25 protein-coding genes are annotated in these 25033 nt (G+C 62.8%); 22 read left to right on the top strand and 3 right to left on the bottom strand.

Annotation, left to right across the window (positions count from 1 at the left end; all coding sequences use genetic code 11):
* Window positions 1-32: 32 nt before the first annotated feature.
* The 20 genes from fliN to ACF8EF_RS02620 all read left to right on the top strand — a co-directional run bounded on the left by fliN (window position 33) and on the right by ACF8EF_RS02620 (window position 18676).
* Entirely contained in the window at window positions 33-500 is a 468-nt protein-coding gene (gene fliN / locus ACF8EF_RS02715; RefSeq protein WP_029615633.1) for a flagellar motor switch protein FliN, read from the top strand.
* Complete coding sequence (gene fliO / locus ACF8EF_RS02710) at window positions 501-947, top strand: flagellar biosynthetic protein FliO (protein ID WP_370844661.1); 447 nt, start codon at window positions 501-503, stop codon at window positions 945-947.
* Window positions 947-1702: a flagellar type III secretion system pore protein FliP gene (gene fliP / locus ACF8EF_RS02705; RefSeq protein WP_003254415.1), complete on the top strand. Its 756-nt coding sequence runs from the start codon at window positions 947-949 to the stop codon at window positions 1700-1702. Before fliO ends, fliP begins: the two co-directional genes overlap by 1 nt.
* A gap of 21 nt (window positions 1703-1723) precedes the next feature.
* Complete coding sequence (fliQ, locus tag ACF8EF_RS02700) at window positions 1724-1993, top strand: flagellar biosynthesis protein FliQ (RefSeq protein WP_103462211.1); 270 nt, start codon at window positions 1724-1726, stop codon at window positions 1991-1993.
* Between the two features lie 7 nt (window positions 1994-2000).
* Window positions 2001-2777, top strand: coding sequence for a flagellar biosynthetic protein FliR (gene fliR, locus ACF8EF_RS02695; protein ID WP_209967365.1), 777 nt, complete (start codon window positions 2001-2003; stop codon window positions 2775-2777).
* A gap of 2 nt (window positions 2778-2779) precedes the next feature.
* A complete protein-coding gene (gene flhB / locus ACF8EF_RS02690; RefSeq protein ID WP_209967362.1) occupies window positions 2780-3922 on the top strand; it encodes a flagellar biosynthesis protein FlhB in 1143 nt (380 codons plus the stop codon).
* Window positions 3923-4434: 512 nt separating this feature from the next.
* Window positions 4435-6564 carry a flagellar biosynthesis protein FlhA gene (flhA, locus tag ACF8EF_RS02685; protein ID WP_176685412.1) on the top strand — a complete coding sequence of 710 codons (2130 nt, stop codon included), beginning with the start codon at window positions 4435-4437 and terminating at the stop codon, window positions 6562-6564.
* An 11-nt stretch (window positions 6565-6575) separates the two neighbouring features.
* Window positions 6576-7883: a flagellar biosynthesis protein FlhF gene (flhF, locus tag ACF8EF_RS02680; protein WP_392461854.1), complete on the top strand. Its 1308-nt coding sequence runs from the start codon at window positions 6576-6578 to the stop codon at window positions 7881-7883.
* Window positions 7884-7976: 93 nt separating this feature from the next.
* A complete protein-coding gene (fleN, locus tag ACF8EF_RS02675; RefSeq protein ID WP_021785193.1) occupies window positions 7977-8810 on the top strand; it encodes a flagellar synthesis regulator FleN in 834 nt (277 codons plus the stop codon).
* Window positions 8807-9547, top strand: coding sequence for an RNA polymerase sigma factor FliA (fliA, locus tag ACF8EF_RS02670; RefSeq protein WP_003254406.1), 741 nt, complete (start codon window positions 8807-8809; stop codon window positions 9545-9547). The genes fleN and fliA overlap by 4 nt, the downstream gene beginning before the upstream one ends.
* Window positions 9548-9654: 107 nt before the next feature.
* Complete coding sequence (locus ACF8EF_RS02665) at window positions 9655-10029, top strand: chemotaxis response regulator CheY (protein ID WP_010955070.1); 375 nt, start codon at window positions 9655-9657, stop codon at window positions 10027-10029.
* Window positions 10030-10052: 23 nt separating this feature from the next.
* Complete coding sequence (locus ACF8EF_RS02660) at window positions 10053-10841, top strand: protein phosphatase CheZ (RefSeq protein ID WP_176685414.1); 789 nt, start codon at window positions 10053-10055, stop codon at window positions 10839-10841.
* A gap of 12 nt (window positions 10842-10853) precedes the next feature.
* Window positions 10854-13097 carry a chemotaxis protein CheA gene (locus ACF8EF_RS02655; RefSeq protein ID WP_392461852.1) on the top strand — a complete coding sequence of 748 codons (2244 nt, stop codon included), beginning with the start codon at window positions 10854-10856 and terminating at the stop codon, window positions 13095-13097.
* 45 nt (window positions 13098-13142) lie between these two features.
* Window positions 13143-14255 (top strand): chemotaxis response regulator protein-glutamate methylesterase, encoded by a 1113-nt coding sequence (locus ACF8EF_RS02650; protein ID WP_021785198.1) that lies wholly within the window; start codon window positions 13143-13145, stop codon window positions 14253-14255.
* Window positions 14255-14995: a flagellar motor protein gene (locus ACF8EF_RS02645; RefSeq protein ID WP_003254399.1), complete on the top strand. Its 741-nt coding sequence runs from the start codon at window positions 14255-14257 to the stop codon at window positions 14993-14995. The genes ACF8EF_RS02650 and ACF8EF_RS02645 overlap by 1 nt, the downstream gene beginning before the upstream one ends.
* A gap of 3 nt (window positions 14996-14998) precedes the next feature.
* Window positions 14999-15856 (top strand): flagellar motor protein MotD, encoded by an 858-nt coding sequence (gene motD / locus ACF8EF_RS02640; RefSeq protein ID WP_176685417.1) that lies wholly within the window; start codon window positions 14999-15001, stop codon window positions 15854-15856.
* A gap of 223 nt (window positions 15857-16079) precedes the next feature.
* Window positions 16080-16868 (top strand): ParA family protein, encoded by a 789-nt coding sequence (locus tag ACF8EF_RS02635; RefSeq protein ID WP_176685418.1) that lies wholly within the window; start codon window positions 16080-16082, stop codon window positions 16866-16868.
* Entirely contained in the window at window positions 16868-17758 is an 891-nt protein-coding gene (locus tag ACF8EF_RS02630; RefSeq protein ID WP_392461851.1) for a CheW domain-containing protein, read from the top strand. Before ACF8EF_RS02635 ends, ACF8EF_RS02630 begins: the two co-directional genes overlap by 1 nt.
* A gap of 41 nt (window positions 17759-17799) precedes the next feature.
* Complete coding sequence (locus ACF8EF_RS02625; protein WP_003254393.1) at window positions 17800-18279, top strand: chemotaxis protein CheW; 480 nt, start codon at window positions 17800-17802, stop codon at window positions 18277-18279.
* Window position 18280: 1 nt separating this feature from the next.
* Entirely contained in the window at window positions 18281-18676 is a 396-nt protein-coding gene (locus ACF8EF_RS02620) for a DUF2802 domain-containing protein (protein WP_010955062.1), read from the top strand.
* A 115-nt stretch (window positions 18677-18791) separates the two neighbouring features.
* Here ACF8EF_RS02620 and ACF8EF_RS02615 read toward each other — a convergent pair whose 3' ends face one another.
* From ACF8EF_RS02615 to ACF8EF_RS02605, 3 genes are all read right to left on the bottom strand, one after another.
* Complete coding sequence (locus tag ACF8EF_RS02615) at window positions 18792-21503, bottom strand: dermonecrotic toxin domain-containing protein (RefSeq protein WP_392461849.1); 2712 nt, start codon at window positions 21501-21503, stop codon at window positions 18792-18794.
* A gap of 67 nt (window positions 21504-21570) precedes the next feature.
* Window positions 21571-21909 (bottom strand): EscU/YscU/HrcU family type III secretion system export apparatus switch protein, encoded by a 339-nt coding sequence (locus ACF8EF_RS02610; protein ID WP_021785204.1) that lies wholly within the window; start codon window positions 21907-21909, stop codon window positions 21571-21573.
* Window positions 21906-23462 carry a flagellar hook-length control protein FliK gene (locus tag ACF8EF_RS02605; protein WP_392461847.1) on the bottom strand — a complete coding sequence of 519 codons (1557 nt, stop codon included), beginning with the start codon at window positions 23460-23462 and terminating at the stop codon, window positions 21906-21908. Before ACF8EF_RS02605 ends, ACF8EF_RS02610 begins: the two co-directional genes overlap by 4 nt.
* A gap of 267 nt (window positions 23463-23729) precedes the next feature.
* Between ACF8EF_RS02605 and ccmA the strand changes: the two genes are divergently transcribed.
* The gene (gene ccmA, locus ACF8EF_RS02600; protein WP_176685423.1) at window positions 23730-24362 is read left to right on the top strand and encodes a cytochrome c biogenesis heme-transporting ATPase CcmA; all 633 of its coding nucleotides are present in this window, start codon (window positions 23730-23732) and stop codon (window positions 24360-24362) included.
* Window positions 24350-25027 (top strand): heme exporter protein CcmB, encoded by a 678-nt coding sequence (gene ccmB, locus ACF8EF_RS02595; protein ID WP_021785206.1) that lies wholly within the window; start codon window positions 24350-24352, stop codon window positions 25025-25027. Before ccmA ends, ccmB begins: the two co-directional genes overlap by 13 nt.
* Window positions 25028-25033 lie beyond the last annotated feature (6 nt).

The raw sequence follows: 25033 nt of genomic DNA, 5'->3' as shown, positions 1-25033 counted from the left end.
TTACAACGAATTGAATGCCTGTCGAGGAAATCATGGCTAACGAAAACGAGATCACCTCCCCAGAGGACCAGGCACTGGCCGATGAGTGGGCCGCAGCGTTGGAGGAAACCGGTTCAGCCGGCCAGGCCGACATCGATGCGCTGCTGGGCGGGGATACCGGCAGCAGCAGCGGCCCGGGCCGCCTGCCGATGGAAGAATTCGCCAGCTCGCCGAAGCCGAACGAAAATGTCAGCCTCGAAGGCCCGAATCTGGACGTGATCCTGGACATTCCGGTGAACATTTCCATGGAGGTGGGCAGCACCGAGATCAACATCCGCAACCTGCTGCAGCTCAACCAGGGCTCGGTGATCGAGCTCGACCGCCTGGCCGGCGAGCCGCTCGACGTGCTGGTCAACGGCACGCTGATCGCCCATGGCGAAGTGGTCGTGGTCAACGAAAAGTTCGGCATCCGCCTGACCGACGTGATCAGCCCCAGCGAACGTATCAAGAAGCTGCGCTGAGTGAAAGGCACGATGCGCGCCATCGCCGCAGTCGCGGCGCTGTTCGCCAGCCACGCCTGCCTGGCCGCGGCCACGCCAGCGGCCACCCCGGCGGCTCAACCGGGCAGTCTCGGCGGGCAGCTGGCGCAGATGGTCTTGGGCCTGCTGCTGGTGGTGGGCCTGATCTTCTTCCTGGCCTGGCTGCTTCGGCGCCTGCAAAGCACCGCAGTGAAGGGTGGGCAGGTGATCGAGATCGTCGGCAGCCGTGCCATCGGCCCGCGTGACCGCCTGCTGCTGGTGCAGGTAGGCAAGGAGCAGATCCTGATCGGCCATACCCCCGGTAGTATCGAGGCCCTGCACGTACTGGCCGAACCCGTGGAAGTGCCGGCAAGTGTCCGTCAGGCGACGCCGGAGTTTGCCCAGCGGCTGATGGAGCTGATGGGCAAGGACCCTAAGGACAACAAGTGATGAGCGGCGCGCTGCGTACGTTGTTGACTCTGGCGCTGCTGTTGGCTGCGCCGCTGGCTCTGGCCGCCGACCCGCTGTCGATACCGGCCATTACCCTGTCCAACACCCCGGACGGGCAGCAGGAATATTCGGTCAGCCTACAAATCCTGCTGATCATGACCGCGCTGAGCTTCATCCCGGCGTTCGTCATCCTGATGACCAGCTTTACCCGCATCATCATCGTGTTCTCGATCCTGCGTCAGGCCCTGGGCCTGCAGCAGACACCGTCCAACCAGCTGTTGACCGGCATGGCGCTGTTCCTGACCATGTTCATCATGGCGCCGGTGTTCGATCGGGTGAACCAGGACGCGCTGCAACCGTACCTGAAGGAGCAGATGACTGCCCAGCAGGCGATCGACAAGGCTCAGGGGCCGCTCAAGGACTTCATGCTGGCGCAAACCCGGCAAAGCGACCTTGACCTGTTCATGCGCCTGTCCAAGCGTACCGATATCGCTGGCCCTGACCAGGTGCCGCTGACGATCCTGGTGCCAGCGTTTGTTACTTCCGAGCTGAAGACGGCGTTCCAGATCGGTTTCATGATCTTCATCCCGTTCCTGATCATCGACATGGTCGTGGCCAGTGTGCTGATGGCCATGGGTATGATGATGCTTTCGCCGCTGATCATCTCGCTACCGTTCAAGATCATGCTGTTCGTGCTGGTCGATGGCTGGGCGTTGATCATGGGTACCCTGGCCAGCAGTTTCGGCGGCGTCTGACGCCGTCAAGGAGAGCCGCCGATGACACCTGAAGTCGCTGTCGACCTGTTTCGTGATGCCCTGTGGCTGACCACCCTCATGGTCGCCGTGCTGGTGGTGCCGAGCCTGTTGGTGGGCCTGGTGGTGGCGATGTTCCAGGCTGCCACGCAGATCAACGAACAGACCTTGAGCTTTTTGCCGCGCCTGCTGGTGATGCTGATCACACTGATCGTCGCCGGGCCGTGGCTGGTGCAGAAGTTCATGGAGTACTTCACCACCCTTTACACCAACATCCCGCAGCTCATTGGTTGACGCGGCGATGCTGGAGCTGACCGACACGCAGATTGGCACCTGGGTCGCCACCTTCATCCTGCCGTTGTTCAGGGTGACTGCGGTGCTGATGACCATGCCGATCTTCGGTACCCGCATGTTGCCGGCGCGGATTCGCCTGTACGTCGCGGTGGCGGTGACCGTGGTGATCGTGCCGGCATTGCCGCCACTGCCCGAGTTCGACCCGTTGAGCCTGCGCGGTATGCTGCTGTGTGCCGAGCAGATCATCGTCGGGGTGCTGTTTGGCCTGGCTTTGCAGTTGCTGTTTCAGGCTTTCGTGGTGGCCGGGCAAATCGTCGCGGTACAGATGGGCATGGCGTTCGCCTCGATGGTCGACCCCGCCAATGGTGTCAACGTAACGGTAATCAGCCAGTTCATGACCATGCTGGTGAGTGTGCTGTTCCTGTTGATGAACGGCCACCTGGTGGTGTTCGAGGTGCTGACCGAAAGTTTTACCACCCTGCCGGTGGGGAGTGCGCTGGTGGTCAACCACTTCTGGGAGCTGGCCGGGCGCATGGGCTGGGTGTTCGGTGCCGGCCTGCTGTTGATTCTGCCGGTGATCGCTGCGCTGCTGGTGGTGAACATCGCCTTTGGCGTAATGACCCGCGCTGCGCCGCAGCTGAACATTTTCTCTATCGGCTTCCCGCTGACCTTGGTCATGGGCATGTTCATCTTCTGGGTCGGCCTGGCCGATGTCCTGTCCCACTATCAGGCATTGGCCAGCGAAACGCTGCAATGGCTGCGTGAACTGGCGAGGGCGCGCTGAGCATGGCAGAAAGCGAGAGCGGGCAGGACAAGACAGAAGAACCCACCGAAAAGCGCAAGCGCGACGCCCGCGAGAAGGGCGAGGTCGCCCGCTCCAAGGAGCTGAACACGGTGGCGGTGACCCTGGCGGGCGCCGGTGGCCTGCTGGCGTTCGGTGGCCACGTGGCCGAGACGTTGCTGGCGTTGATGCGCATGAACTTCAGTTTGACCCGCGACATCATCGTCGATGAGCGGGCCATGGGCGCCTTCCTGCTGGCCTCGGGCAAGATGGCTATCTGGGCGGTGCAGCCGGTGCTGATCCTGCTGTTCGTGATTTCCTTCGTGGCGCCCATCGCGCTCAGCGGTTTCCTGTTCTCGGGCAGCTTGCTGCAGCCAAAATTCAGCCGCATGAACCCGCTGTCGGGGATCAAGCGCATGTTCTCGATGAATGCCTTGACTGAACTGCTCAAGGCGCTGGCCAAGTTCTTCGTGATTCTGGTGGTGGCGGTGCTGGTGCTGTCCAGCGACCGCCAGGCCTTGCTGTCGATTGCCAATGAGCCGCTGGAGCAGGCGATCATCCACAGCTTGCAGGTGGTGGGCTGGAGTGCCTTGTGGATGTCAGCCGGGCTGTTGCTGATTGCCGCAGCAGATGTGCCGTTCCAGCTGTACCAGACGCACAAGAAAATGAAGATGACCAAGCAGGAAGTGCGCGACGAGTACAAGGACAGCGAGGGCAAGCCCGAAGTCAAGCAGCGTATTCGCCAACTGCAGCGCGAGGTGTCGCAGCGGCGCATGATGGCGGCGGTGCCGGATGCCGACGTGATCATCACCAACCCGACGCATTATGCGGTGGCGTTGCAGTACGACCCGGAGAAGGGCGGTGCGGCGCCGTTGCTGCTGGCCAAGGGTAGCGATTTCATGGCGTTGAAAATTCGTGAAATTGGCGTAGAGCACAACATCCAGATCCTCGAATCGCCGGCGCTGGCGCGGGCGATTTATTACTCCACCGAACTCGAGCAGGAAATCCCCGCGGGCTTGTACCTGGCGGTCGCCCAGGTGTTGGCGTATGTGTTCCAGATCCGGCAGTACCGGGCTGGCAAGGGCAAGCGGCCGGAGCCGCTGAAAGACGACCTGCCGATCCCGCCGGATTTGCGGCGTGACAGTTGAGCTTGTGTCACGGCTTCAGGCCATTTCGCGGGCGGGCCTGTTCCTGCGCGGTGGTGGACACATGTCGGTGGTTGGGCGCAGGCCGTCGTAGGAGCGGGTTCACCCGCGAAAGGGCCGGTCCTGCTGGCCAATTTCCACCCGCCGTTCACTGTTGCCGCCGCCACCGTATTCGCGGGTAAACCCGCTCCTACCACGGTGGTGGGCGCAGGTCGGTGGCTGGGCGCAGGCCGTCGTAGGAGCGGGTTCACCCGCGAAAGGGCCGGTCCTGCTGGCCAATTTCCACCCGCCGTTCACCGTTGCCGCCGCCACCGTATTCGCGGGTAAACCCGCTCCTACCACGGTGGTGGGCGCAGGTCGGTGGTTGGGCACAGGCCGTCGTAGGAGCGGGTTTACCCGCGAAAGGGCCGGTACCAGCAACATAAATCCCTCGCCATGCAAAGTTGGAAGGCTTCTTGCAAAGCCACGCCCAGGCGCCCCCTGGGCGTCAAAGTTTTGCATCAAGAGGACTCGCGGTGGATCGCACTCAGTTAATCAGCAACGCCCGTAACAACCTGGCCGGGCTCGGCCGGGGCAACCTGGGTGTGCCGCTGTTGCTGCTGGTGATGTTGGCAATGATGATGTTGCCGATACCGCCGTTCCTGCTCGACGTGTTCTTCACCTTCAACATCGCCCTGTCGATCGTGGTGCTGCTGGTCTGTGTATACGCCCTGCGCCCGCTCGACTTTGCCGCGTTCCCCACCATCCTGCTGGTGGCCACGTTGTTGCGCCTGGCCCTGAACGTCGCGTCCACCCGTGTGGTGATGCTGCATGGCCAGGAGGGCCACGGCGCTGCCGGTAAAGTGATCCAGGCCTTCGGTGAGGTGGTGATCGGTGGTAACTACGTGGTCGGTGCCGTCGTGTTCGCCATCCTCATGATCATCAACTTCGTGGTGGTGACCAAGGGTGCCGGGCGTATCTCGGAAGTGAGTGCGCGTTTCACCCTCGACGCCATGCCCGGCAAGCAGATGGCCATCGACGCCGACCTCAATGCCGGCCTGATCGACCAAGCCCAGGCCAAGCACCGCCGTGCCGAGGTGGCGCAGGAGGCCGAGTTCTACGGTTCGATGGACGGTGCCAGCAAGTTCGTGCGCGGTGATGCCATCGCTGGCTTGCTGATCCTCTTCATCAACCTGATCGGCGGCATATTGATCGGCATGATGCAGCACGGCATGAGTTTCACGGAGGCCGGCAAGGTGTACGCCTTGCTGACCATCGGTGACGGTTTGGTGGCGCAATTGCCATCACTGCTGTTGTCCACTGCCGCCGCGATCATGGTGACCCGCGCGTCGGGCTCCGAGGACATGGGCAAGCTGATCAATCGGCAGATGTTCGATTCGCCCAAGGCCCTGGCGGTGTCTGGCGCGTTGATGATCGTCATGGGGCTGGTGCCGGGCATGCCGCACGTGGCGTTCCTCAGCCTCGGCCTGTTGGCCGGTGGCGGCGCCTACCTGGTGTGGAAGAAACAGCAGCAGGTCAAGGTCAAAGCCCTGGAAGAGGCGCAGCGCCAGCAGGACCTGCTGCCCTCGCCACAGCGCGCGCTGGAAACCAAGGAGCTGGGTTGGGACGACGTCACCCCCATCGACATGATCGGCCTGGAAGTCGGCTATCGGCTGATCCCGCTGGTCGACCGCAACCAGGGTGGCCAGTTGCTGGCGCGGATCAAGGGCGTGCGCAAGAAGCTGTCGCAGGACCTGGGTTTCCTGATGCCCACCGTGCACATTCGTGACAACCTCGACCTGCAACCCAGCGCCTATCGCCTGACCCTGATGGGGGTGATTCTGGCCGAGGCGGAGATCTATCCGGACCGCGAGCTGGCGATCAACCCGGGGCAGGTGTTCGGCACCCTCAATGGTATTGCCGCGCGCGACCCGGCGTTTGGCCTGGAGGCGGTGTGGATCGACGTTGGCCAGCGCTCGCAGGCGCAGTCGCTGGGCTACACCGTGGTCGATGCAAGCACCGTGGTGGCCACCCACCTCAACCAGATCCTGCAGAAACATTGCCACGAACTGATCGGCCACGAAGAGGTTCAGCAACTGCTGCAAGTACTTGCCAAGGCATCGCCTAAACTTGCAGAAGAGCTGGTGCCGGGTGTCATTTCCTTGTCGGGGCTGCTCAAGGTGCTGCAAGCACTGTTGTCTGAACAGGTGCCAGTGCGCGATATTCGCAGTATTGCCGAGGCCATCGCGAACAATGCCGGCAAGAGTCAAGATACCGCCGCGCTGGTGGCGGCGGTGCGCGTCGGATTGTGTCGCGCCATCGTGCAAAGCATTGTCGGCGTTGAGTCGGAGCTGCCAGTGATTACCCTGGAGCCAAGGTTGGAACAGATTTTGCTGAATAGTCTGCAAAGGGCTGGGCAGGGTCAGGAAGACGGTGTTCTTCTGGAGCCAAGCATGGCCGAGAAACTGCAACGTTCGCTGATCGAGGCGGCCCAGCGCCAGGAAATGCAGGGTCAGCCGGCCATTCTGCTGGTCGCCGGCCCGATCCGCGCCATGTTGTCGCGTTTCGGTCGCCTGGCTGTACCGAATTTGCATGTTCTGGCGTATCAGGAAATACCTGACAACAAGCAAGTCACCATCGTTGCCACCGTGGGCCCTAACGGCTGAGGTAGGGGATAATGCAAGTTAAGCGATTTTTCGCCGCCGATATGCGTCAGGCCATGAAGCTGGTCCGTGACGAGCTGGGCGCCGATGCCGCGATCATTGGCAACCGCCGCATTGCTGGTGGTGTCGAACTGACGGCCGCGCTGGACTACAAGCTGTCCGCCCTGGCCCCGCGTGTGCCCAACGCCGAGCTGGAACAAGAGCTGCGCAAGACCCATACGCGCATTGCCAGTGCCCAGGCCGAGCTGGACCAGCGTCAGGACAGCAGCGACAACAACCGCCAATTGTTCGCCGGGCAATCTTTGACCGCTGCCGAACCGTTGGTCGAGCCGCACGTCGATATCCCTGAGGCAGCCGCCGCACCGGTTGCTGCACCGGTTGATCCGCGCCTGTTCGATGCCATGCGTTCCGAACTGTCGGGCCTGCGCGAGTTGCTGGAAGTGCAACTCGGTTCACTGGCCTGGAATCAGCTGCAGGGCAGCAAGCCGCAGCAGGCCAACCTTTGGCGCCGCCTGCAGCGCATCGGCCTGTCGGGGCCGATTGCCCGCGAGTTGCTGGACCTGACCGCCGAGATCGAAGAGCCGCGCCAGGCCTGGCGCATGCTGCTGGCTCACTTGGCGCGGATGATCGAAATACCTGAAGTCGAGCCGATCGAAGAGGGCGGGGTGATCGCCGTGGTGGGCCCGGCGGGCATGGGCAAGACCACCACCCTGGCCAAGCTGGCCGCGCGCTACGTGCTCAAGTACGGCGCGCAGAACCTGGCGCTGGTGAGCATGGACAGCTTCCGTATCGGCGCCCAGGAGCAGCTCAAGACCCTGGGCCGCATCCTCAACGTGCCGGTGACTTACGTCGACCCGGGCCAGTCGCTGGCAGCAGCGCTGGAGCCGCTGCTGCGCAAGCGCGTGGTGCTGATCGATACTGCCGGCCTGCAGGCCAGCGACCCTGCGCTGCGCATGCAACTGGAAACCCTGGCCGGGCGTGGCATTGCCGCGAAGAACTACCTGGTGCTGGCCACCACCAGCCAGAAGCAGGTGCTGACCGCCGCCTACCACAGCTACAAGCGCTGTGGCCTGGCCGGTTGCATCCTGACCAAGCTCGATGAAACGGCAAGCCTTGGCGATGTGTTGAGCCTTGCCATCAGTCATGAACTGCCAGTGGCCTATCTTACCGATGGCCCACGCATTCCTGACGACCTGCACCTGCCGCGGGGTCACCAGTTGGTCACGCGGGCCGTGAATGTGCAGCAGCAGGACGAGCCCAGCGAAGAGGCCATGGCCGACATGTTCGCTGATCTCTATCACAACCCACGGCGAGCGGGTTGACCATGAAGCGTGTGCAAAGTCGCTATGCCAAGGGGCACGCAGAATTGCCCTACGTGTGGCCTGAGTCCCAGCGAGACAAGGTAAAGAACAGACATGGGTAGCATGCATCCCGTACAGGTGATCGCCGTGACCGGTGGCAAAGGTGGCGTCGGCAAGACTAACGTTTCAGTGAACTTGTCCCTGGCGCTGGCCGAGCTTGGCCGCAGGGTCATGTTGCTGGACGCCGACCTGGGCCTGGCCAATGTCGACGTGTTGCTGGGCCTTGCCCCCAAACGTACCCTCGCCGATGTCATCGAAGGGCGTTGCGAGCTGCGTGACGTGATGCTGCAGGGCCCTGGTGGTGTGCGCATCGTGCCGGCAGCCTCGGGCACCCAGAGCATGGTGCACCTGGCCCCGGCCCAGCACGCCGGGCTGATCCAGGCGTTCAGCGAAATCGGTGACAACCTCGATGTGTTGGTGATCGATACTGCTGCGGGTATTGGTGACTCGGTGGTCAGCTTCGTTCGTGCCGCCCAGGAAGTGCTGTTGGTGGTGTGTGATGAACCTACCTCGATTACCGATGCCTACGCGTTGATCAAGCTGCTCAACCGCGACTACGGCATGAACCGTTTCCGTGTCTTGGCCAACATGGCGCAGAGCCCGCAGGAAGGGCGTAACCTGTTTGCCAAGCTGACCAAGGTCACCGATCGCTTCCTTGACGTTGCCCTGCAGTACGTGGGTGCCGTGCCTTACGACGAATGCGTGCGCAAGGCGGTGCAGAAGCAGCGTGCCGTCTACGAGGCCTTCCCCCGCTCCAAGTGTGCACTGGCCTTCAAGGCGATTGCGCAGAAGGTCGACAGCTGGCCGCTGCCGGCCAACCCGCGCGGTCATCTGGAGTTCTTCGTCGAGCGCTTGGTGCAACCCACCAGCGCGGGACCCGTACTATGAACGCCAGCGGTTTCAAGATGTACAGCCGGGCGGCGAAGGATGCCCAGTACGAGCTGATCGAACGCTATGCCCCGCTGGTCAAGCGCATCGCCTACCACCTGTTGGCCCGCTTGCCGGCCAACGTACAGGTCGAGGACCTGATCCAGGCCGGCATGATCGGCCTGCTGGAAGTGGCCAACAAATACGACGCCAGCAAGGGCGCCAGCTTTGAGACTTACGCGGGTATCCGCATCCGCGGCGCCATGCTGGACGAAGTGCGCAAAGGTGACTGGGCACCGCGTTCGGTGCACCGCAACACTCGTATGGTCAGTGATGCCATGCGTGCAGTTGAAGCCAGAACAGGCCGTGACGCTAAAGATCATGAAGTTGCTGCCGAACTCCAATTGAGTCTCGATGATTACTACGGGATCTTGAACGATACCCTGGGCAGCCGCCTGTTCAGCTTCGACGACCTGTTGCAGGATGGCGAGCACGAAGGGCTGCATGAGGATGGCGCCAGTGGCCAGGTCGAACCTGCGCGCGGGCTGGAGGAGGAGCGCTTCCAGGCTGCCCTGACCGAGGCTATCGCCAACCTGCCGGAGCGTGAGCGTCTGGTGCTGGCGCTGTACTACGACGAAGAGCTGAACCTCAAGGAGATCGGTGAGGTGCTGGGGGTCAGCGAGTCGCGGGTCAGCCAGTTGCACAGCCAGTGTGCCGCGCGCCTGCGCAGCCGCCTGGGGGAATGGCGGGCGCGTTGAGCCCGCTGTCGTTGCAGTCGTTTTCCACGTTGTACCGAATTGAATGAGTGCGTGCTCGGTAGGCCGAGCGCGTTTGAGACTGCTTGGAGGTCTAATTGGACAAGAACATGAAAATCCTCATCGTTGACGACTTTTCGACGATGCGGCGGATCATCAAGAACCTGTTGCGTGACTTGGGTTTCACCAACACCGATGAAGCCGATGACGGCACCACGGCGTTGCCAATGCTGGAAAACGGTCACTACGACTTCCTGGTGACCGACTGGAACATGCCGGGCATGTCCGGCATCGACCTGCTGCGTAAAGTGCGTGCCAGCGACAAGCTGAAAAGCATGCCGGTGTTGATGGTGACCGCTGAAGCCAAGCGCGACCAGATCATTGAAGCGGCCCAAGCCGGCGTCAATGGTTATGTGGTCAAGCCGTTCACCGCTCAGGTGCTCAAAGAGAAGATCGAGAAGATCTTCGAACGCGTCAACGGCTGAGTCACGTTACGGGGGGGCGCGTCATGGATTCATCACAAACGTCTTTGGGCGAGTTCGAATCGACCCTGAAGAAGCATGCCCAGGAGTTGGTCGAAAGCCTGGAGCGGGGCCGTTTCGGCGAGGCGGTGCAACTGATTCACGAGTTGAACCAGACCCGCGACCGCGGCCTGTATCAGGAAGTCGGCAAGCTGACTCGCGAGTTGCACAGCGCCATCGTCAGTTTCCAGATCGACCCCACCATGCCGCAGGCAGAAGAGGTGTCGCAGATCACCGACGCCACCGAGCGCCTGTCTTACGTGGTCAAGCTCACCGAAGGCGCGGCCAACCGCACCATGGACCTGGTCGAGGAAAGCACACCAGTGCTCAATGAGCTGGCCAGCGAGGCCAAGGCCCTGAGCACCGACTGGCAGCGCTTCATGCGCCGCGAAGTGGCTGCGCCGGAATTTCGTGATCTGGTCAAGCGAGTCGACAGTTTCCTGACGCATAGCGCTGAGGGTAACCGCAAGGTTTCCGGGCACCTCAATGACATTTTGCTGGCCCAGGACTATCAGGACCTGACCGGCCAGGTGATCAAGCGCGTCACCACACTGGTGACCGAGGTGGAAAGCAACCTGCTCAAGCTGGTGCTGATGGCCAGCCAGGTCGACCGCTTTGCCGGTATAAACCATGATCACGATCAATTGCGTGCAGAAAAAGATCGAGAAAAACATCCGACTCGGGGTGAAGGTCCGCAGATTCATGCCGATAAGCGTGAAGACGTCGTGTCCGGTCAGGACGATGTCGATGATCTGCTGTCCAGCCTTGGTTTTTAAGGAGCACGTTTGATGAGCTTCGGCGCCGATGAAGAAATCCTCCAGGATTTCCTGGTAGAAGCCGGCGAAATTCTTGAGCAATTGTCCGAGCAACTGGTCGAGCTGGAAAGCCGGCCTGACGATGCCGACCTGCTCAATGCGATCTTTCGCGGTTTCCACACTGTAAAAGGGGGCGCCGGCTTCCTTCAGCTGAACGAGCTGGTGGAGTGCTGCCATATCGCCGAGAACGTGTTCGACGTCCTGCGCAAAGGTGAGCGCCGGGTCGATGCGGAACTGATGGATGTGGTGCTCGAGGCACTGGATACGGTCAACAGCATGTTTGGCCAGGTGCGCGAGCGTGCTGAAGTGACGCCGGCCACCCCCGAGCTGCTGGCAGCATTGGCGCGCCTGGCCGAACCTGGCGCAGCCGAAGCTGTTGCAGCGCCGCCGCCGGCCCCGGTTGCCGACGTGGCGGTTGCGGCTCCGGCCGAGGCCGAAGAGCAGCATCAGGACATCACTGACAGCGAGTTCGAGCAGTTGCTCGATTCGCTCGATGCGGTCAAGGCGCAAGCAGCGGCCGACGAGCAGATGCAGGGCGAGACTGTCAGTGGCGCTGGTGATGAAATCACCGACGCCGAGTTCGAGTCGCTGCTGGACCAGTTGCACGGCAAGGGCCAGTTCAGTGTCGAGGTTGCGGCGCCGCCGGTTGCCGTCAGCAGCGAAGCGACCAGTGATGAGATCACCGACGCCGAATTCGAATCGCTGCTCGACCAACTGCATGGCAAGGGCACCTTCCAGGTCGATGCCTTGCCAGCCGCCCAGACACCAGCACCTGCCGTGCCAGACAGCAGCGCAGCCAGCGATGAAATCAGCGAGCACGAATTCGAAGCCCTGTTGGACCAGTTGCACGGCAAGGGCAAGTTCGGTGGCGATGTTGCCGCTGTAGAAGCCCCGGCTGCTGCCCAGGCGCAAGCGCCGGCTGCCGCCAAGGCCGAAAGCCAGCCGATGGCCAAGCCAGCCGCCGCGCCAGCGCCTTCGCCGGCCAGCAAACCTGCCGCGGCGCCTCGCGCGCCAGCCCCGGCCGCCGAAAAGCATGCCGCCAGCGAAGCAGAAACCACGGTGCGCGTCGATACCGCGCGCCTGGACGAGATCATGAACATGGTCGGCGAGCTGGTGCTGGTGCGTAACCGCCTGGTGCGCCTGGGCCTGAACAGCGGCGATGAGGCCATGTCCAAGGCCGTGTCCAACCTCGACGTGGTCACCGCCGACCTGCAGACTGCGGTGATGAAAACCCGCATGCAGCCGATCAAGAAAGTCTTCGGCCGCTTCCCGCGCCTGGTGCGCGACCTGGCGCGCCAGCTGAAGAAAGAGATCAACCTGGAGCTGGTCGGCGAAGAGACCGACCTTGACAAGAACCTCGTAGAAGCCTTGGCCGACCCGCTGGTGCACTTGGTGCGCAATGCTGTCGACCACGGTATCGAGATGCCCGCCGAGCGTGAAGCTTCTGGCAAGGCGCGTACCGGCCGCGTAGTGCTATCGGCCGAACAGGAAGGTGACCACATCCTGCTGTCGATCTCGGACGACGGCAAGGGCATGGACCCGAACATCCTGCGTGCCAAGGCCGTGGAAAAGGGCCTGATGGACAAGGACGCCGCGGAGCGCCTGAGCGAGTCGGACTGCTACAACCTGATCTTCGCCCCGGGCTTCTCGACCAAGACCGAGATTTCCGATGTGTCCGGGCGTGGCGTGGGCATGGACGTGGTGAAAACCAAGATCTCCCAGCTCAACGGCTCGATCAACATTTTCTCGGCCAAGGGCCAGGGCTCCAAGATCGTCATCAAGGTGCCGCTGACCCTGGCGATCATGCCCACCCTGATGGTGATGCTGGGCAATCAGGCGTTTGCCTTCCCGCTGGTCAACGTCAACGAGATCTTCCACCTCGACCTGTCGCGCACCAACGTGGTCGACGGCCAGGAAGTGGTGATCGTACGCGACAAGGCGCTGCCGCTGTTCTACCTCAAACGCTGGCTGGTCCAGGGGCAGGTGCACGAAGAGCAGCACGAGGGCCACGTGGTGATTCTGTCGGTCGGCACTCAGCGCATCGGCTTTGTCGTCGACCAACTGGTTGGCCAGGAAGAAGTGGTCATCAAGCCGCTGGGCAAGATGCTGCAGGGCACCCCGGGCATGTCCGGGGCCACCATCACTGGCGACGGTCGCATCGCGTTGATTCTCGACGTTCCGAGCATGCTCAAGCGTTACGCCGCGCGGCGTATTTGATTTCGGTGGCGCGCCCTGCGGGTTGCGCCGCCTAATGGAGTGTTTATGGCAGTCAAGGTCCTGGTGGTGGATGATTCTGGTTTCTTCCGCCGCCGTGTCTCGGAAATCCTCTCGGCGGATCCAACGATCCAGGTAGTGGGAACCGCGACCAACGGCAAGGAAGCAATCGACCAGGCGCTGGCGCTCAAGCCCGATGTCATCACCATGGACTACGAAATGCCCATGATGGATGGCATTACCGCAGTGCGGCACATCATGCAGCGCTGCCCGACGCCCGTGTTGATGTTCTCGTCGCTGACCCACGAAGGCGCCCGGGTCACCCTCGACGCGCTGGATGCCGGCGCAGTGGACTACCTGCCGAAAAATTTCGAGGACATCTCGCGCAACCCTGACAAGGTCAAGCAACTGCTGTGCGAGAAGGTGCACACCATTTCGCGCAGCAACCGCCGGATAGGCAGCTATGCGCGAACGGCGCCGGTCGCCGCGCCAGCGCCGGCCAGCACCTTCACCAGCCAGGCGCAGGCGCGCCCGGCTGCGCCTGCCCGTGCAGCGGCCCCGACAGCGGCGGCCTCGCAGTCGCCGGCACCCAAGCGCAAGCCCTATAAACTGGTGGCCATCGGTACCTCCACGGGGGGGCCAGTGGCGTTGCAGCGGGTACTGACCCAATTGCCAGCCAATTTCCCGGCGCCGATCGTGCTGATCCAGCACATGCCGGCGGCCTTCACCAAAGCGTTTGCCGAACGCCTGGACAAGCTGTGCCGCATCAGCGTCAAGGAAGCCGAAGACGGCGACATGCTGCGCCCGGGCCTGGCCCTGCTGGCCCCCGGTGGCAAGCAGATGATGATCGATGGCCGTGGTACGGTGAAGATCCTGCCCGGCGACGAGCGTCTGAACTACAAACCCTGCGTGGACATCACCTTCGGTTCGGCGGCCAAGTCGTATGGTGACAAGGTGTTGTCGGTAGTGCTCACCGGCATGGGCGCCGATGGCCGCGAAGGCGCGCGCCTGCTCAAGCAGGGGGGCAGCACAGTGTGGGCCCAGGATGAAGCCAGCTGCGTGATTTATGGCATGCCCATGGCCATCGTCAAGGCCAATTTGGCTGATGCCGTGTACAGCCTGGACGAAATCGGCAAGCACCTGGTGGAGGCGTGCGTCTGATGGACGTCCTCAGCCTGATCGGTTTGATCCTGGCTTTCGTTGCCATCGTCGGTGGCAACTTCCTTGAAGGTGGTCATGTCGGTGCTCTGGTCAATGGCCCGGCGGCTCTGATTGTACTGGGTGGCACTCTGGCGGCGGCGCTGTTGCAGTCGCCGCTGTCGTCGTTCAAGCGTGCCTTGCAGATTTTGCGTTGGATCCTGTTTCCTCCACGGGTCGACCTGGCGGGCGGCATCGACCGCGTGGTGAACTGGAGCCTGACCGCTCGCAAAGAAGGCCTGCTCGGCCTGGAAGGGGTAGCGGACAGCGAACCCGACCCGTATGCGCGCAAGGGCCTGCAACTGCTGGTGGACGGCGCAGAACCGGAAGCCATCCGCAGCATCCTCGAGGTCGACTTCCTTACCCAGGAAGGCCGTGACATTCAGGCAGCCAAGGTATTCGAAAGCATGGGCGGCTATGCGCCAACCATCGGCATCATCGGTGCGGTCATGGGCCTTATCCACGTGATGGGCAATCTGGCCGACCCGTCGCAACTGGGCAATGGCATTGCCGTGGCCTTTGTCGCCACCATTTACGGTGTGGCCAGTGCCAACCTTGTGCTATTGCCGGTCGCCAGCAAGCTCAAGGCCATCGTCATGCGTCAGTCGCGCTACCGCGAAATGCTGCTCGAAGGCCTGCTGTCGATTGCCGAAGGTGAAAACCCGCGCTCGATCGAGCTGAAGCTGCAAGGCTTCATGGAGTAACCCATGCGTCGCCGTCGTCATACCGAGGAACACGAAAACCACGAGCGCTGGCTGGTGTCGTACGCCGACTTCATCACGTTGCTGTTCGCCTTTTTCGTCGTGATGTATTCGATTTCCTCGATTAACGAGGGCAAGTACAAGGTTATTTCTCAGGCCTTGCTCGGGGTATTCAACGACCCCGAGCGCAGCATGAAGCCGATCCCGATTGGCGATGAGCAGCCGCTGAGCGTGCGCCCGGCCGAACCGCTGGTCAAAGACAGCGAGCAGACCGAAGCGGGCCTGGCGGCGACCAATACCGACCCGTTGAAAACCATCAGCAATGACGTGCGCGATGCCTTTGGCGACCTGATCAAAAGCGACCAGATGACTGTGCGCGGCAACGAACTGTGGGTCGAGATCGAGCTCAATTCGTCGCTGCTGTTTGGCAGTGGTGATGCGATGCCCAGTGACAAGGCGTTTGCGATCATCGAGAAGGTGGCCAACATCCTCAAGCCGTTCGCCAACCCGGTGCACGTCGAAGGCTTCACCGACAACCTGCCGATCCGCACCGCGCAGTACCCCACCAACTGGGAGTTGTCCTCGGCGCGCGCGGCCAGCATCGTGCGGCTGCTGGCCATGGAGGGCGTCAACCCGGCGCGCATGGCTTCGGTGGGCTACGGCGAGTACCAGCCGGTGGCCAGCAACGATACCGCCGAAGGGCGCGCACGCAATCGTCGGGTGGTGCTGGTGATTTCCCGTAACCTGGAAGTGCGCCGCAGCCTGACAGGCTCGGGCAGCGCCAATGCCACACCGGATGCTGCATTGCGCCGGGCTGGCACACAAAGTGCACCAGCAACGCCAGCAACAGTGGCGGGGCAGTGATTCGTCAATTCCCCGTCGCTGATACGAACACGATTTTGAATGTGCCGCCGTCCCCTGTGGGAGCGGGCATGCCCGCGAAGCCAGCGACTCGGTGAATGGCACCGGCTGCGCCGGTATTCGCGGGCTTGCCCGCTCCCACAGAGGGGCGTGCAAGCTTTGAAGTTTTGCGCATGACAGTTGTATCTACAGTGTCCCTGCCAAATCAATGGATAGAGTTTGCTTGATGAGAGTCTGGGCAGTAGCCAATCAAAAAGGTGGCGTCGGCAAGACCACCACTACCATTGCCCTGGCCGGCCTGCTGGCCGAGGCCGGCAAGCGCGTGGTCGTCGTCGACCTCGACCCGCACGGCTCGATGACCAGCTACTTCGGGCATAACCCGGATGCCCTGGAGCACAGCTGCTACGACCTGTTCCTGCACAAGGGGGCGGTGCCCGAAGGCTTGCCCGGGCAACTGCTGCTGCCCACCAGCGATGAGCGCATTTCGCTGTTGCCGTCGAGTACCGCGCTGGCGGTGCTGGAGCGCCAGTCACCAGGACAGAATGGCCTGGGCCTGGTAATCGCCAAGAGTCTGGCGCAACTGTGGCAGGATTTCGACTATGCCTTGATCGACAGCCCACCCTTGCTGGGTGTGCTGATGGTCAATGCCCTGGCCGCCAGCCAGCAGCTGGTGATCCCGGTACAAACCGAATTCCTCGCCGTGAAGGGCCTGGAGCGCATGGTCGGCACCTTGGCCATGGTCAACCGTTCGCGCAAGCAGGCGCTGCCGTACCAGATCGTGCCAACCCTGTTCGACCGTCGTACCCAGGCGTCGCTGGGCACCCTCAAGCTGCTACGTGACACTTACGGGCAGCATGTATGGCAGGGTTACATTCCGGTGGATACGCGCCTGCGCGATGCCAGTCGCAAGGGCGTCACGCCCTCGCAGTTCGACAGCAAGAGCCGTGGGTTGATCGCCTACAGGGCGTTGCTCAAGCACCTGCTCACCTACAAGAACGCAGTGCAGGTGGCCTGATGACTCAAACCCGGCAAACCAGCACCCGACCCCAGATGGCCCTGCAATCGTACCTGGACGGCCTGCTGCAGGAGGCCACCGAGGCCGAAGACCAGAGCGAGCCGCCGGCAGTGGCGGATGAGTTCGCCGAGGCGGTGCGCGAGGAGCAGGCACGCGATGCCCGGCAGCCGGCCCGGCCTGAGCCCGCCGAAGCCGCCGCCAGCCTTGCCCGGCCGTTCGCCGAGCCCCGGCTGGCGGTACTGCCCAGCGTGATGCCGGTGCAAGCCCCGGTGGTGGCGGTGGTCGAGCAGGAGATCGTGGCCGAAGCCACCATTCCGGTACTGGTCGAAGAGCAAACCGTGGAACCGGCTGTGCCGCTGGTCGATGTGTATCTGCCGGCGCCCAACCTGCCCGTGCCTCCGGCCACTGTAGAGGGTCGTCCGGCGTGGGCGGCCGAGCCGTTCGAGTGCCTGCTGTTCGATGTTGCCGGCTTGACCCTGGCGGTGCCGTTGGTGTGCCTGGGCTCGATCTACACCCTGGCTGGCCAGGAACTGACGCCACTGTTCGGCCAGCCCGACTGGTTCCTCGGCATCCTGACCTGCCAGGCTGGCAACCTGAAGGTGCTGGACACTGCGCGTTGGGTAATGCCCGACCGTTACCGCGATGATTTTCGCCAGGGCCTGCAGTACGTGATTTCGGTGCAGGGCTACGAATGGGGGCTGGCGGTGCATCAGGTCAGCCGTTCGCTGCGCCTGGACCCGTCGGAGATCAAGTGGCGCAGCCAGCGTGGCCAGCGCCCGTGGCTGGCCGGTACCGTAATCGAACACATGTGTGCACTGCTCGACGTCGCCGCACTGGCCGAGCTGATCGCCAGCGGTGCGGTCAAGCAGATGCACGCCAACCAGAAATGACACAGAACATACCGCCAACGGCGGATTTTGAGGGTAGGGGAATGAAAAAGTCGTCTGCACAAGGTTCCGAAGATCCGATCCTGCAGTGGGTTACCTTCCGTCTGGACAACGAGTCCTACGGCATCAATGTGATGCAGGTGCAGGAAGTACTGCGCTACACCGAGATCGCCCCGGTGCCGGGCGCGCCGAGCTACGTGCTGGGCATCATCAACTTGCGCGGTAACGTGGTGACGGTGATCGACACGCGTCAGCGTTTTGGCCTGATGCCGACCGAAGTGACCGACAACACCCGTATCGTCATCATCGAAGCCGACAAGCAAGTGGTCGGCATTCTGGTCGACAGCGTGGCCGAAGTGGTTTACCTGCGCCAGTCCGAAATCGAGACTGCGCCGAACGTGGGTAACGAAGAGTCGGCCAAGTTCATTCAGGGCGTGTGCAACAAGAATGGCGAGCTGCTGATCCTGGTCGAACTGGACAAGATGATGACCGAGGAAGAGTGGTCCGAGCTGGAGAACATCTGAGTTGATCCTAGAGGTTGCTGTCATCTTCCTGGCGCTGGCCTGGGCGCTGAGCCTGTGGTTTTTTCTCAACTACAGCAAGCGCCAGCGCGAGCTGGCTGCGCAGCAGGCCGAGGGCGATGCGCTGCGTGACCAGCGCATCAAGGACTTGGCCAAGCGTCTGGATGACTACCAGAACGGCACTGTGCGCATGGGGGAGGCCATCCATGAGCTGCGTGCGGCGGTGGCCACCCTGCCGGACCGGCTGGAGCGCCTCGAACAGCGCGACCCGAGCAACGTTACCTTCAGCCAGGCGGCCAAGCTGGTGGGGATGGGGGCGAGTATCGATGAGTTGACCCAGAGCTGCGGCCTGACCCAGGCCGAGGCGGAGTTGATGAGCAAGGTGTACCGGGCTCCTTGATTGGGGCTGGCAGGTATCCTTGGCAGCAGGTTCGTCGCCTGGGAAATCGAGCGACGTCCACGCGACGCTCGATCTGAAAGGTGCCGCCGGGCCCGTTCGGTACCCGCTGTTCATTTCAGTTGCGAACCCAGGAATGGTTGCCGCCGACGCCGGCGAATCGGTTCAGGGGCAGCAGTTGCCTCAGGGCTGTATTGGCTTGCGAAGGGTCGATGAATGGATAGGTGTTGACGCGTGGCATGGTGTGCAGGTTGATGATCTGGCGCAGGGTCCGCAGCCCGGGTAGATGGCGATCGACCACTTCGGTGAGCAGCGCCGGCCCGGTGAGATAGCTGAGCGTATTGGCATAGCGGTAGAAACCGCTCGGGTCCTGTTCCAGGCTCGGTCGGCTTTCGTAGAAGTCTGCATGGGTCTGGTAACGTGCGAGCATTTCGTCGGAGATCGCATCCAGCAGCGGGTTGCCGGGGTGGCTACCCATGAGGCTGGTGTTGTACAGGCAATTCATGCTCATTTTCTCGTTGGACATTGGCGGTGGCAGCAGCAGCCCATCGGCTGGGGTGCGCAGCTCGACCTGATCGATCGTTTCGCCCTTGCCGTCCGGCAGCAGGAAATCGTCTACGTCCATGTATAGCCCGCCCTCATGGTGCAGCATCCGGTAGCGCAGCACATCGGTCGCAGACGCGTAATTGGTGGCGATGCCACCGTTGCCATCCAGCGCTGCCTCGTACTGTGCGTAATAGCGGCTCTGGCGGAAGGCCCGGAAGAAGCCTTGCTCTTCTAGCGGCAATACCTGCAGCCCTGGCGCCCGGGCTGCCAATAGTCTTGCGTTCTGTTCGTAGGCGGTAGGCGAAGCCTTCGACAGAAACAGGCGCATGCTGTATTCACTGTCGCTCAGGCGCGCGGCGTTGGCGGCAAGGTTGGCCAGCAATGGCTCGCTTATGACTTTGTCGCCGACCCAGAGGCTGGAGATAAGTTTGGGGATGGGGGCGCTGTCCGGCGCCGGTGTCGGAATGTTTACTGGCAGTGGCAGGTCCACACCCAGCGCGCGCAAGGTGCGGGTGCGCATGGCGTCGGTGACTGGGCGCTGCCTGTCGAGCGCGACAAGGTCACGGCTGCCAGGTACTGCGATGTAGGCTTGCGGCTCGACCTCGTTGACGGTTTCCTTGATGATGAATGCGTCGCGCTCCAGGTCATAGACCACGCGTGCATTGTAGGTTTCGATGCTGCATTCCAGGTCGTCCAGTTCGCCATCGTAGTGGGGCAAGCGAATCACCGCGCCGGCAACAGCCGGGTCGCCTTCGTCAAGCGGTGTAATCGGCTCGTGGTTGTGGAAATACTCCACGCCTTCTGGCTCGGGAAGCCGTGGTGGACGGATCGGGCTCAGCGGGTAGCCGAGCTGCCCGTTGACCTCGCGCGGCATGACAAAACCATCGCTTTTGAACTCGAACAGGGCCTTGATGCCTGCCGTGCCCTCCGTTGCCAGCGGTGCGGCGTTGAACAGCCCCCAGGCGATGTCGCCAACCCCGTCCTGTTTGGCTTTCAGGCTGTGGCCGTTGATCACCTGATCCAGGCCCAGGCCCAACTGGGCAATGCCACCGACTGCCAGCAATGGCGCCAGCCCCGGCACCACCAGGCACAGTGGCGCCAGTAGGTTGAGCGTGTTGGTGAGGTAGCCTCGCCATCTGGCTTTGGTAACCTGGCTATCGGTGGTGATGACAAAATCGGCATCATCGTAGCTGCGCTGGCGCTGGCGCTCGGTCAGGGCTGCGAACATATCCCCGGTCAGTTTGGGGTTGTATTTGCCAGGTTTGTAGTTCACGTAGGTTCTAGGGGGCCAGACACCATCATCGTTGAAATAACCATGTTCAGGCGGCAGCCGGTGCCGGTTTGGATAGTCGCCAAGGCCCTCTAGCGCGGTGTCCAGGCCGCTGAAATCGAGGCCCTGAGGACGGTCGGCGAGCCTGAAATGTTGTTTGAGTGCCTCGCGTCGGGCGGGGTCCTTGCACTGATCGCCCACCCAGTCCTTGAGCAGGTTTTCGCTGGCGAATTCGAGCAAGGGTGAGCTGTTGCCTGGCATGTACAGCAGGGTCAGATCGCTGTCGGGGGCATTGATGTACAGCAGGTCGGTGGCCGCGTAGCCATAGATGCTCAGTGTGCTCACCCTTACCTTGCGCCGCCGCGGCATCAGGCCAGCGGCTTGCCATGCCAGCGTTCTGGCGGCATCGCTCAGGCTGCCTCGGCTGACCTGGGCGTTGCAGGCGGCGATGAAATTGAGCTTGCTGGCCAGGCGGTGACTGTCCTGATGCTCCTGCCAGTAAGCGTCGAGCATGGCTTTGAACGGCTGGTGAAAGTCCAGCGCTTCTATGAACCGCTGGAAGGCTTCAGCCGGAACCTGAACGTGGGTCGAAGCATCGTAGCGGGCGGGGGACGATCGCTGGAACAGGCCGTTATACACCTCGAAGGCCGCGCCCTGATGGCCAAAGCCCAGCGTTGGCAGGCGATCGACCAGCTTCAACGGCCCTTGGGGGAAGGTGCCTGCCCAAGGGTTGGCGAACAGTGCGCCGATGAGGTTGTTATCGGACTCCCCTTGCCAGTTGCCCAGCAGCGCCTGGGTCATGCTCTGGGTCTGCTGGACCGCTGCCACATAGCCTTGCTCATCCGGCCGGTAGTGCAGGGTGACCACATCGACGCGATCGGGGTCGATATGCACACCTTGCCCGGCGAGCCACTGCCGGATCAAGCGATTGGCTTCGCGGTCCGGACGTGGGATGTTGGCCAGATGGTCTACTACGAACTGCACACCTTGGGCGTTGATTCTGCTGTCGATCATGACGGTCACCTTGTACGTGGGAGACCGACAAGGTGGGGCGCATGGTGGGGGAGGGGGTGGTAGATAGTTACCGGCCAGTGCCGGGCAGCAGGGGCAATGGCGGGGTGATATCGTGCTCTTCCGGAGGCGCATCATCGAAACCCGCAGGTACCTTGCCGCGCAGTTGCCAGGCGAAGGCGATGATCTCGGCAATGGTCAGGTACAGCGCCTCGGGTATTTGATCGCCCAGCTCCAGCCGCGCCAGCAGGCGCACCAGCTCGGCGTTTTCGTAGATCGGTACTTCGTGTTCGCGGGCGAGCGCAAGGATGGCCTCGGCCAGTTCCTCGTCGCCCTTGGCGGTGAGGGTCGGTGCCTGATGGCCGTCGTAGTTCAGCGCTATGGCTTGGCGTGGTGTCGTGTGGCTCATGCGGTTTCGTCCACCCAGCGTTGTTCCATTCGTGTGCGTGGCCCCAGCGGCGGAATGCCCGGGTAGCACTCCAGGTCGCCGACTTCCAGGCCCCGGGCCAGCAGGCGCTCGCGCAGCGCGCCGAGCTGGGTGTCGATCAAGCGCGCGGTCTGCTCGCGCTCCGCCCATAGCTGCCCACTCAAACGGCCCTGGCTCAGTTGCGCCTGTACTTGCATGGGGCCGAGCGGGGACAGGTCAAAGGCCAGCTCGATGCGCCACAGGGCTTGCCGAGGGTCTTGGGCTTTATATTGGCGGTCGGCTTGTTGTTGCGGGGTTTCTTCGCGTTGCAGTTTGACTTGCAGCGGGATGAACTCCTGGCCGTGGCGGATCGGCACTTCGGTTTGCCAGGTGGTCTGCAGGTTGCCGTTCTCCAGCGTGCCGGTCTGTTGCAGGCTGCTCATGGCGTGGCTCTGCAAGCGTGAAACGGCAGCAGCAGCCAGGCGCAGCAACTGTTGCAGGTCGCCTTCGTCCTCCAGGGCCTTGAGCAGGCGCGACGGTAACGGGAACGCCCCCGGCTGCGGCTTGGGGCTGACCCGCTCGAGCATGCCCAGTGCACTGCGCGCCAGTGCCGGCATGGTCACGGCCAGGCTGGCGGGGTTGAGATTGGTGGCGCCCGCCGGAAGGGCAGGGGCCTGGTCCATCAGCCGCAGCAAATGCGCCTTGAGGTCGGTGGCGATGCTGGCGGTGGACCCACTCAGCAGCTTCGCTTCGAGAAAGCTGCCGCTGTTGTTCAGGGCCTGGGCCACTGCCTTGGCGTCGCCCAGTTGTCGGGCGTCCGGCAGGCCGGCCAGCAGGCGTTCGGCGCTGGCGCGCAGGTCGCCATCGACGCCGGGGTCGCGGGTGAGCTGTTGCAGGGCGTTGAGCAGGCCGGGCAGCGAGGCTTGGCGGTTTTGTTGGGTCAGCAGCTGTTGGGCAATGCTGAGTTGGTCCTGCCTGCCGCTGAGTGGCACGAAGCGCAATGACTGGTCGCCCTGCACCAGGGCGCTGAGCAGGCTGCCAATGGCCAGTGGACGCGGGCTGTCGATGCTCAGTGTGGCACCGGCCTGGGCGCTGTTGAGCAAGCTGACCAGCGCTCGGTACACGGCCGGTTGGTCGGGTTCCTGGGCCAGCGGCTGGTTGGTCAGGACCTTGCCTTGCAACAAGGTGCCGGCCGGCACCTTGCTGGTGTCCAGTTGGGTGAGGGTGGCGACCTGGCTGGCGCTGGCCTGTTGCAGCATGATCGCCAGGCGATTGCTTTCGGTCTGGCTGACGGTGATCTGGCTGCCTTGGGGCAGCGGCTGGCTAGCGTTGGCCTGTAGCTGGGTCTGTATGCCGTTGGCCTGCATCAGCCGTAGCACCAACTGAAAGTCCTGGCCGGTCTGGCGCAACGATACGACCTCGGCTTGCGCGGTTTCGCCAGGGGCCAGCAGGCCGGGCTGCGCCTGGATCAGGCGCAGCAGTTCGCCGGTCATGCCTGCCTTCATGGCTTGGCTGTTGATCGCGTTTTGTGCGCCGAGACTATTGATTTCAGTCATGATTGTATACAACCTGTCGAGCCCGGCCTCTTGGCAGCGCGGCGGCGCGTGTAATAATGCCGAGCGCCCGTGGTTGCCAGTATAACGGCAGCGCGCGGGGCGACTTGAGACACAAGGGCTTTGGAGCGGTGTTGGCTGCTTCGCGGGTGAACCCGCTCCTACAGGGTTCTGTGCGGTATCCGAGTACTGCGCCGAACCTGTAGGAGCGGGTTCACCCGCGAAACAGGCGACGCCGCGCCAAAGCCCTACTAAAGATAAGGCGAAACCGTGACCCTTCACCTCCAAGCCGCGGGCCTGGCCTGCGAGCGCGACTGGCGCCTGCTGTTCGAGCAGCTCGATTTCGAGCTGGGCGCCGGCGACATGCTGCAGATCAGTGGCCCCAACGGCAGTGGCAAGACCAGCCTGTTGCGCTTGCTGGCCGGGCTGATGCAGCCGACGGCCGGGCAGATTCTGCTGGGTGGCAAGCCCCTGGCCGAACAGCGACATGCCCTGGCCAGCGCACTGCTGTGGATCGGCCACGCCGCTGGTATCAAGGACTTGCTCACCGCCGAGGAAAATCTCACCTGGCTGTGCGCCCTGCACCAGCCGGCCAGCCGCGAGGCGATCTGGGCGGCGCTGGAGGCTGTTGGCCTGCGCGGTTTCGAAGACGTCCCCTGCCATACCCTGTCAGCCGGTCAGCAGCGCCGTGTGGCCCTGGCCCGGCTGCACCTGGCTAGTCCGCCGCTCTGGATTCTCGACGAGCCGTTCACCGCGCTCGACAAGCAAGGCGTGGCGCAGCTTGAAGCGCACCTGGCAGCCCACTGCGAGCAGGGCGGCACGGTGGTGCTGACGACTCACCACACACTGGAACGCAAGCCCTCCGGTTACCGTGAACTGAACCTGGGGCAATGGGCTGCATGAGCGTATTCATTTTGTTGCTGCGCCGCGAAGCGCGCCTGCTGTGCCGTCGCCCGGCCGAACTGGCCAACCCGTTGGTGTTCTTCGCCATCGTCGTGGCCATGTTCCCGCTGGCGGTCGGCCCGGAAAGCCAATTGTTGCAAACTTTGTCGCCGGGCCTGGTCTGGGTGGCAGCGCTGCTGGCCGTGTTGTTGTCGCTGGACGGCCTGTTCCGCAGCGATTTCGAAGACGGCTCGCTGGAGCAGTGGGTGCTGTCGCCGCACCCACTGGCGCTGCTGGTGCTGGCCAAGGTGCTGGCGCACTGGATCTTTTCCGGGCTGGCGCTGGTATTGTTGGCGCCACTGCTGGCACTGATGCTGGGGCTGCCAAGCCATTGCCTGCCGGTGCTACTCGGTTCGCTGCTGCTGGGTACGCCGGTATTGAGCTTGCTGGGCGCGGTGGGCGCGGCGCTGACAGTCGGCCTTAAACGCGGAGGTTTGTTACTGGCGTTGCTGATTCTGCCGTTGTATATCCCTGTATTGATCCTGGGCAGTGGTGCGTTGCAAGCGGCGTTGCAAAATATGCCGGCAACCGGCCATCTGCTCTGGCTCGCCAGTCTGACGGCCCTGGCCGTTACCCTGGCACCCTTTGCGATAGCGGCCGGCCTGAAGATCAGCGTCGGCGAATAACGAGTC

Origin of the sequence: Pseudomonas sp. zjy_15 (assembly GCF_043101865.1) — a bacterium.
GTDB lineage: Bacteria > Pseudomonadota > Gammaproteobacteria > Pseudomonadales > Pseudomonadaceae > Aquipseudomonas > Aquipseudomonas putida_Y.
This window is presented reverse-complemented; position numbering and strand designations above follow the sequence as displayed.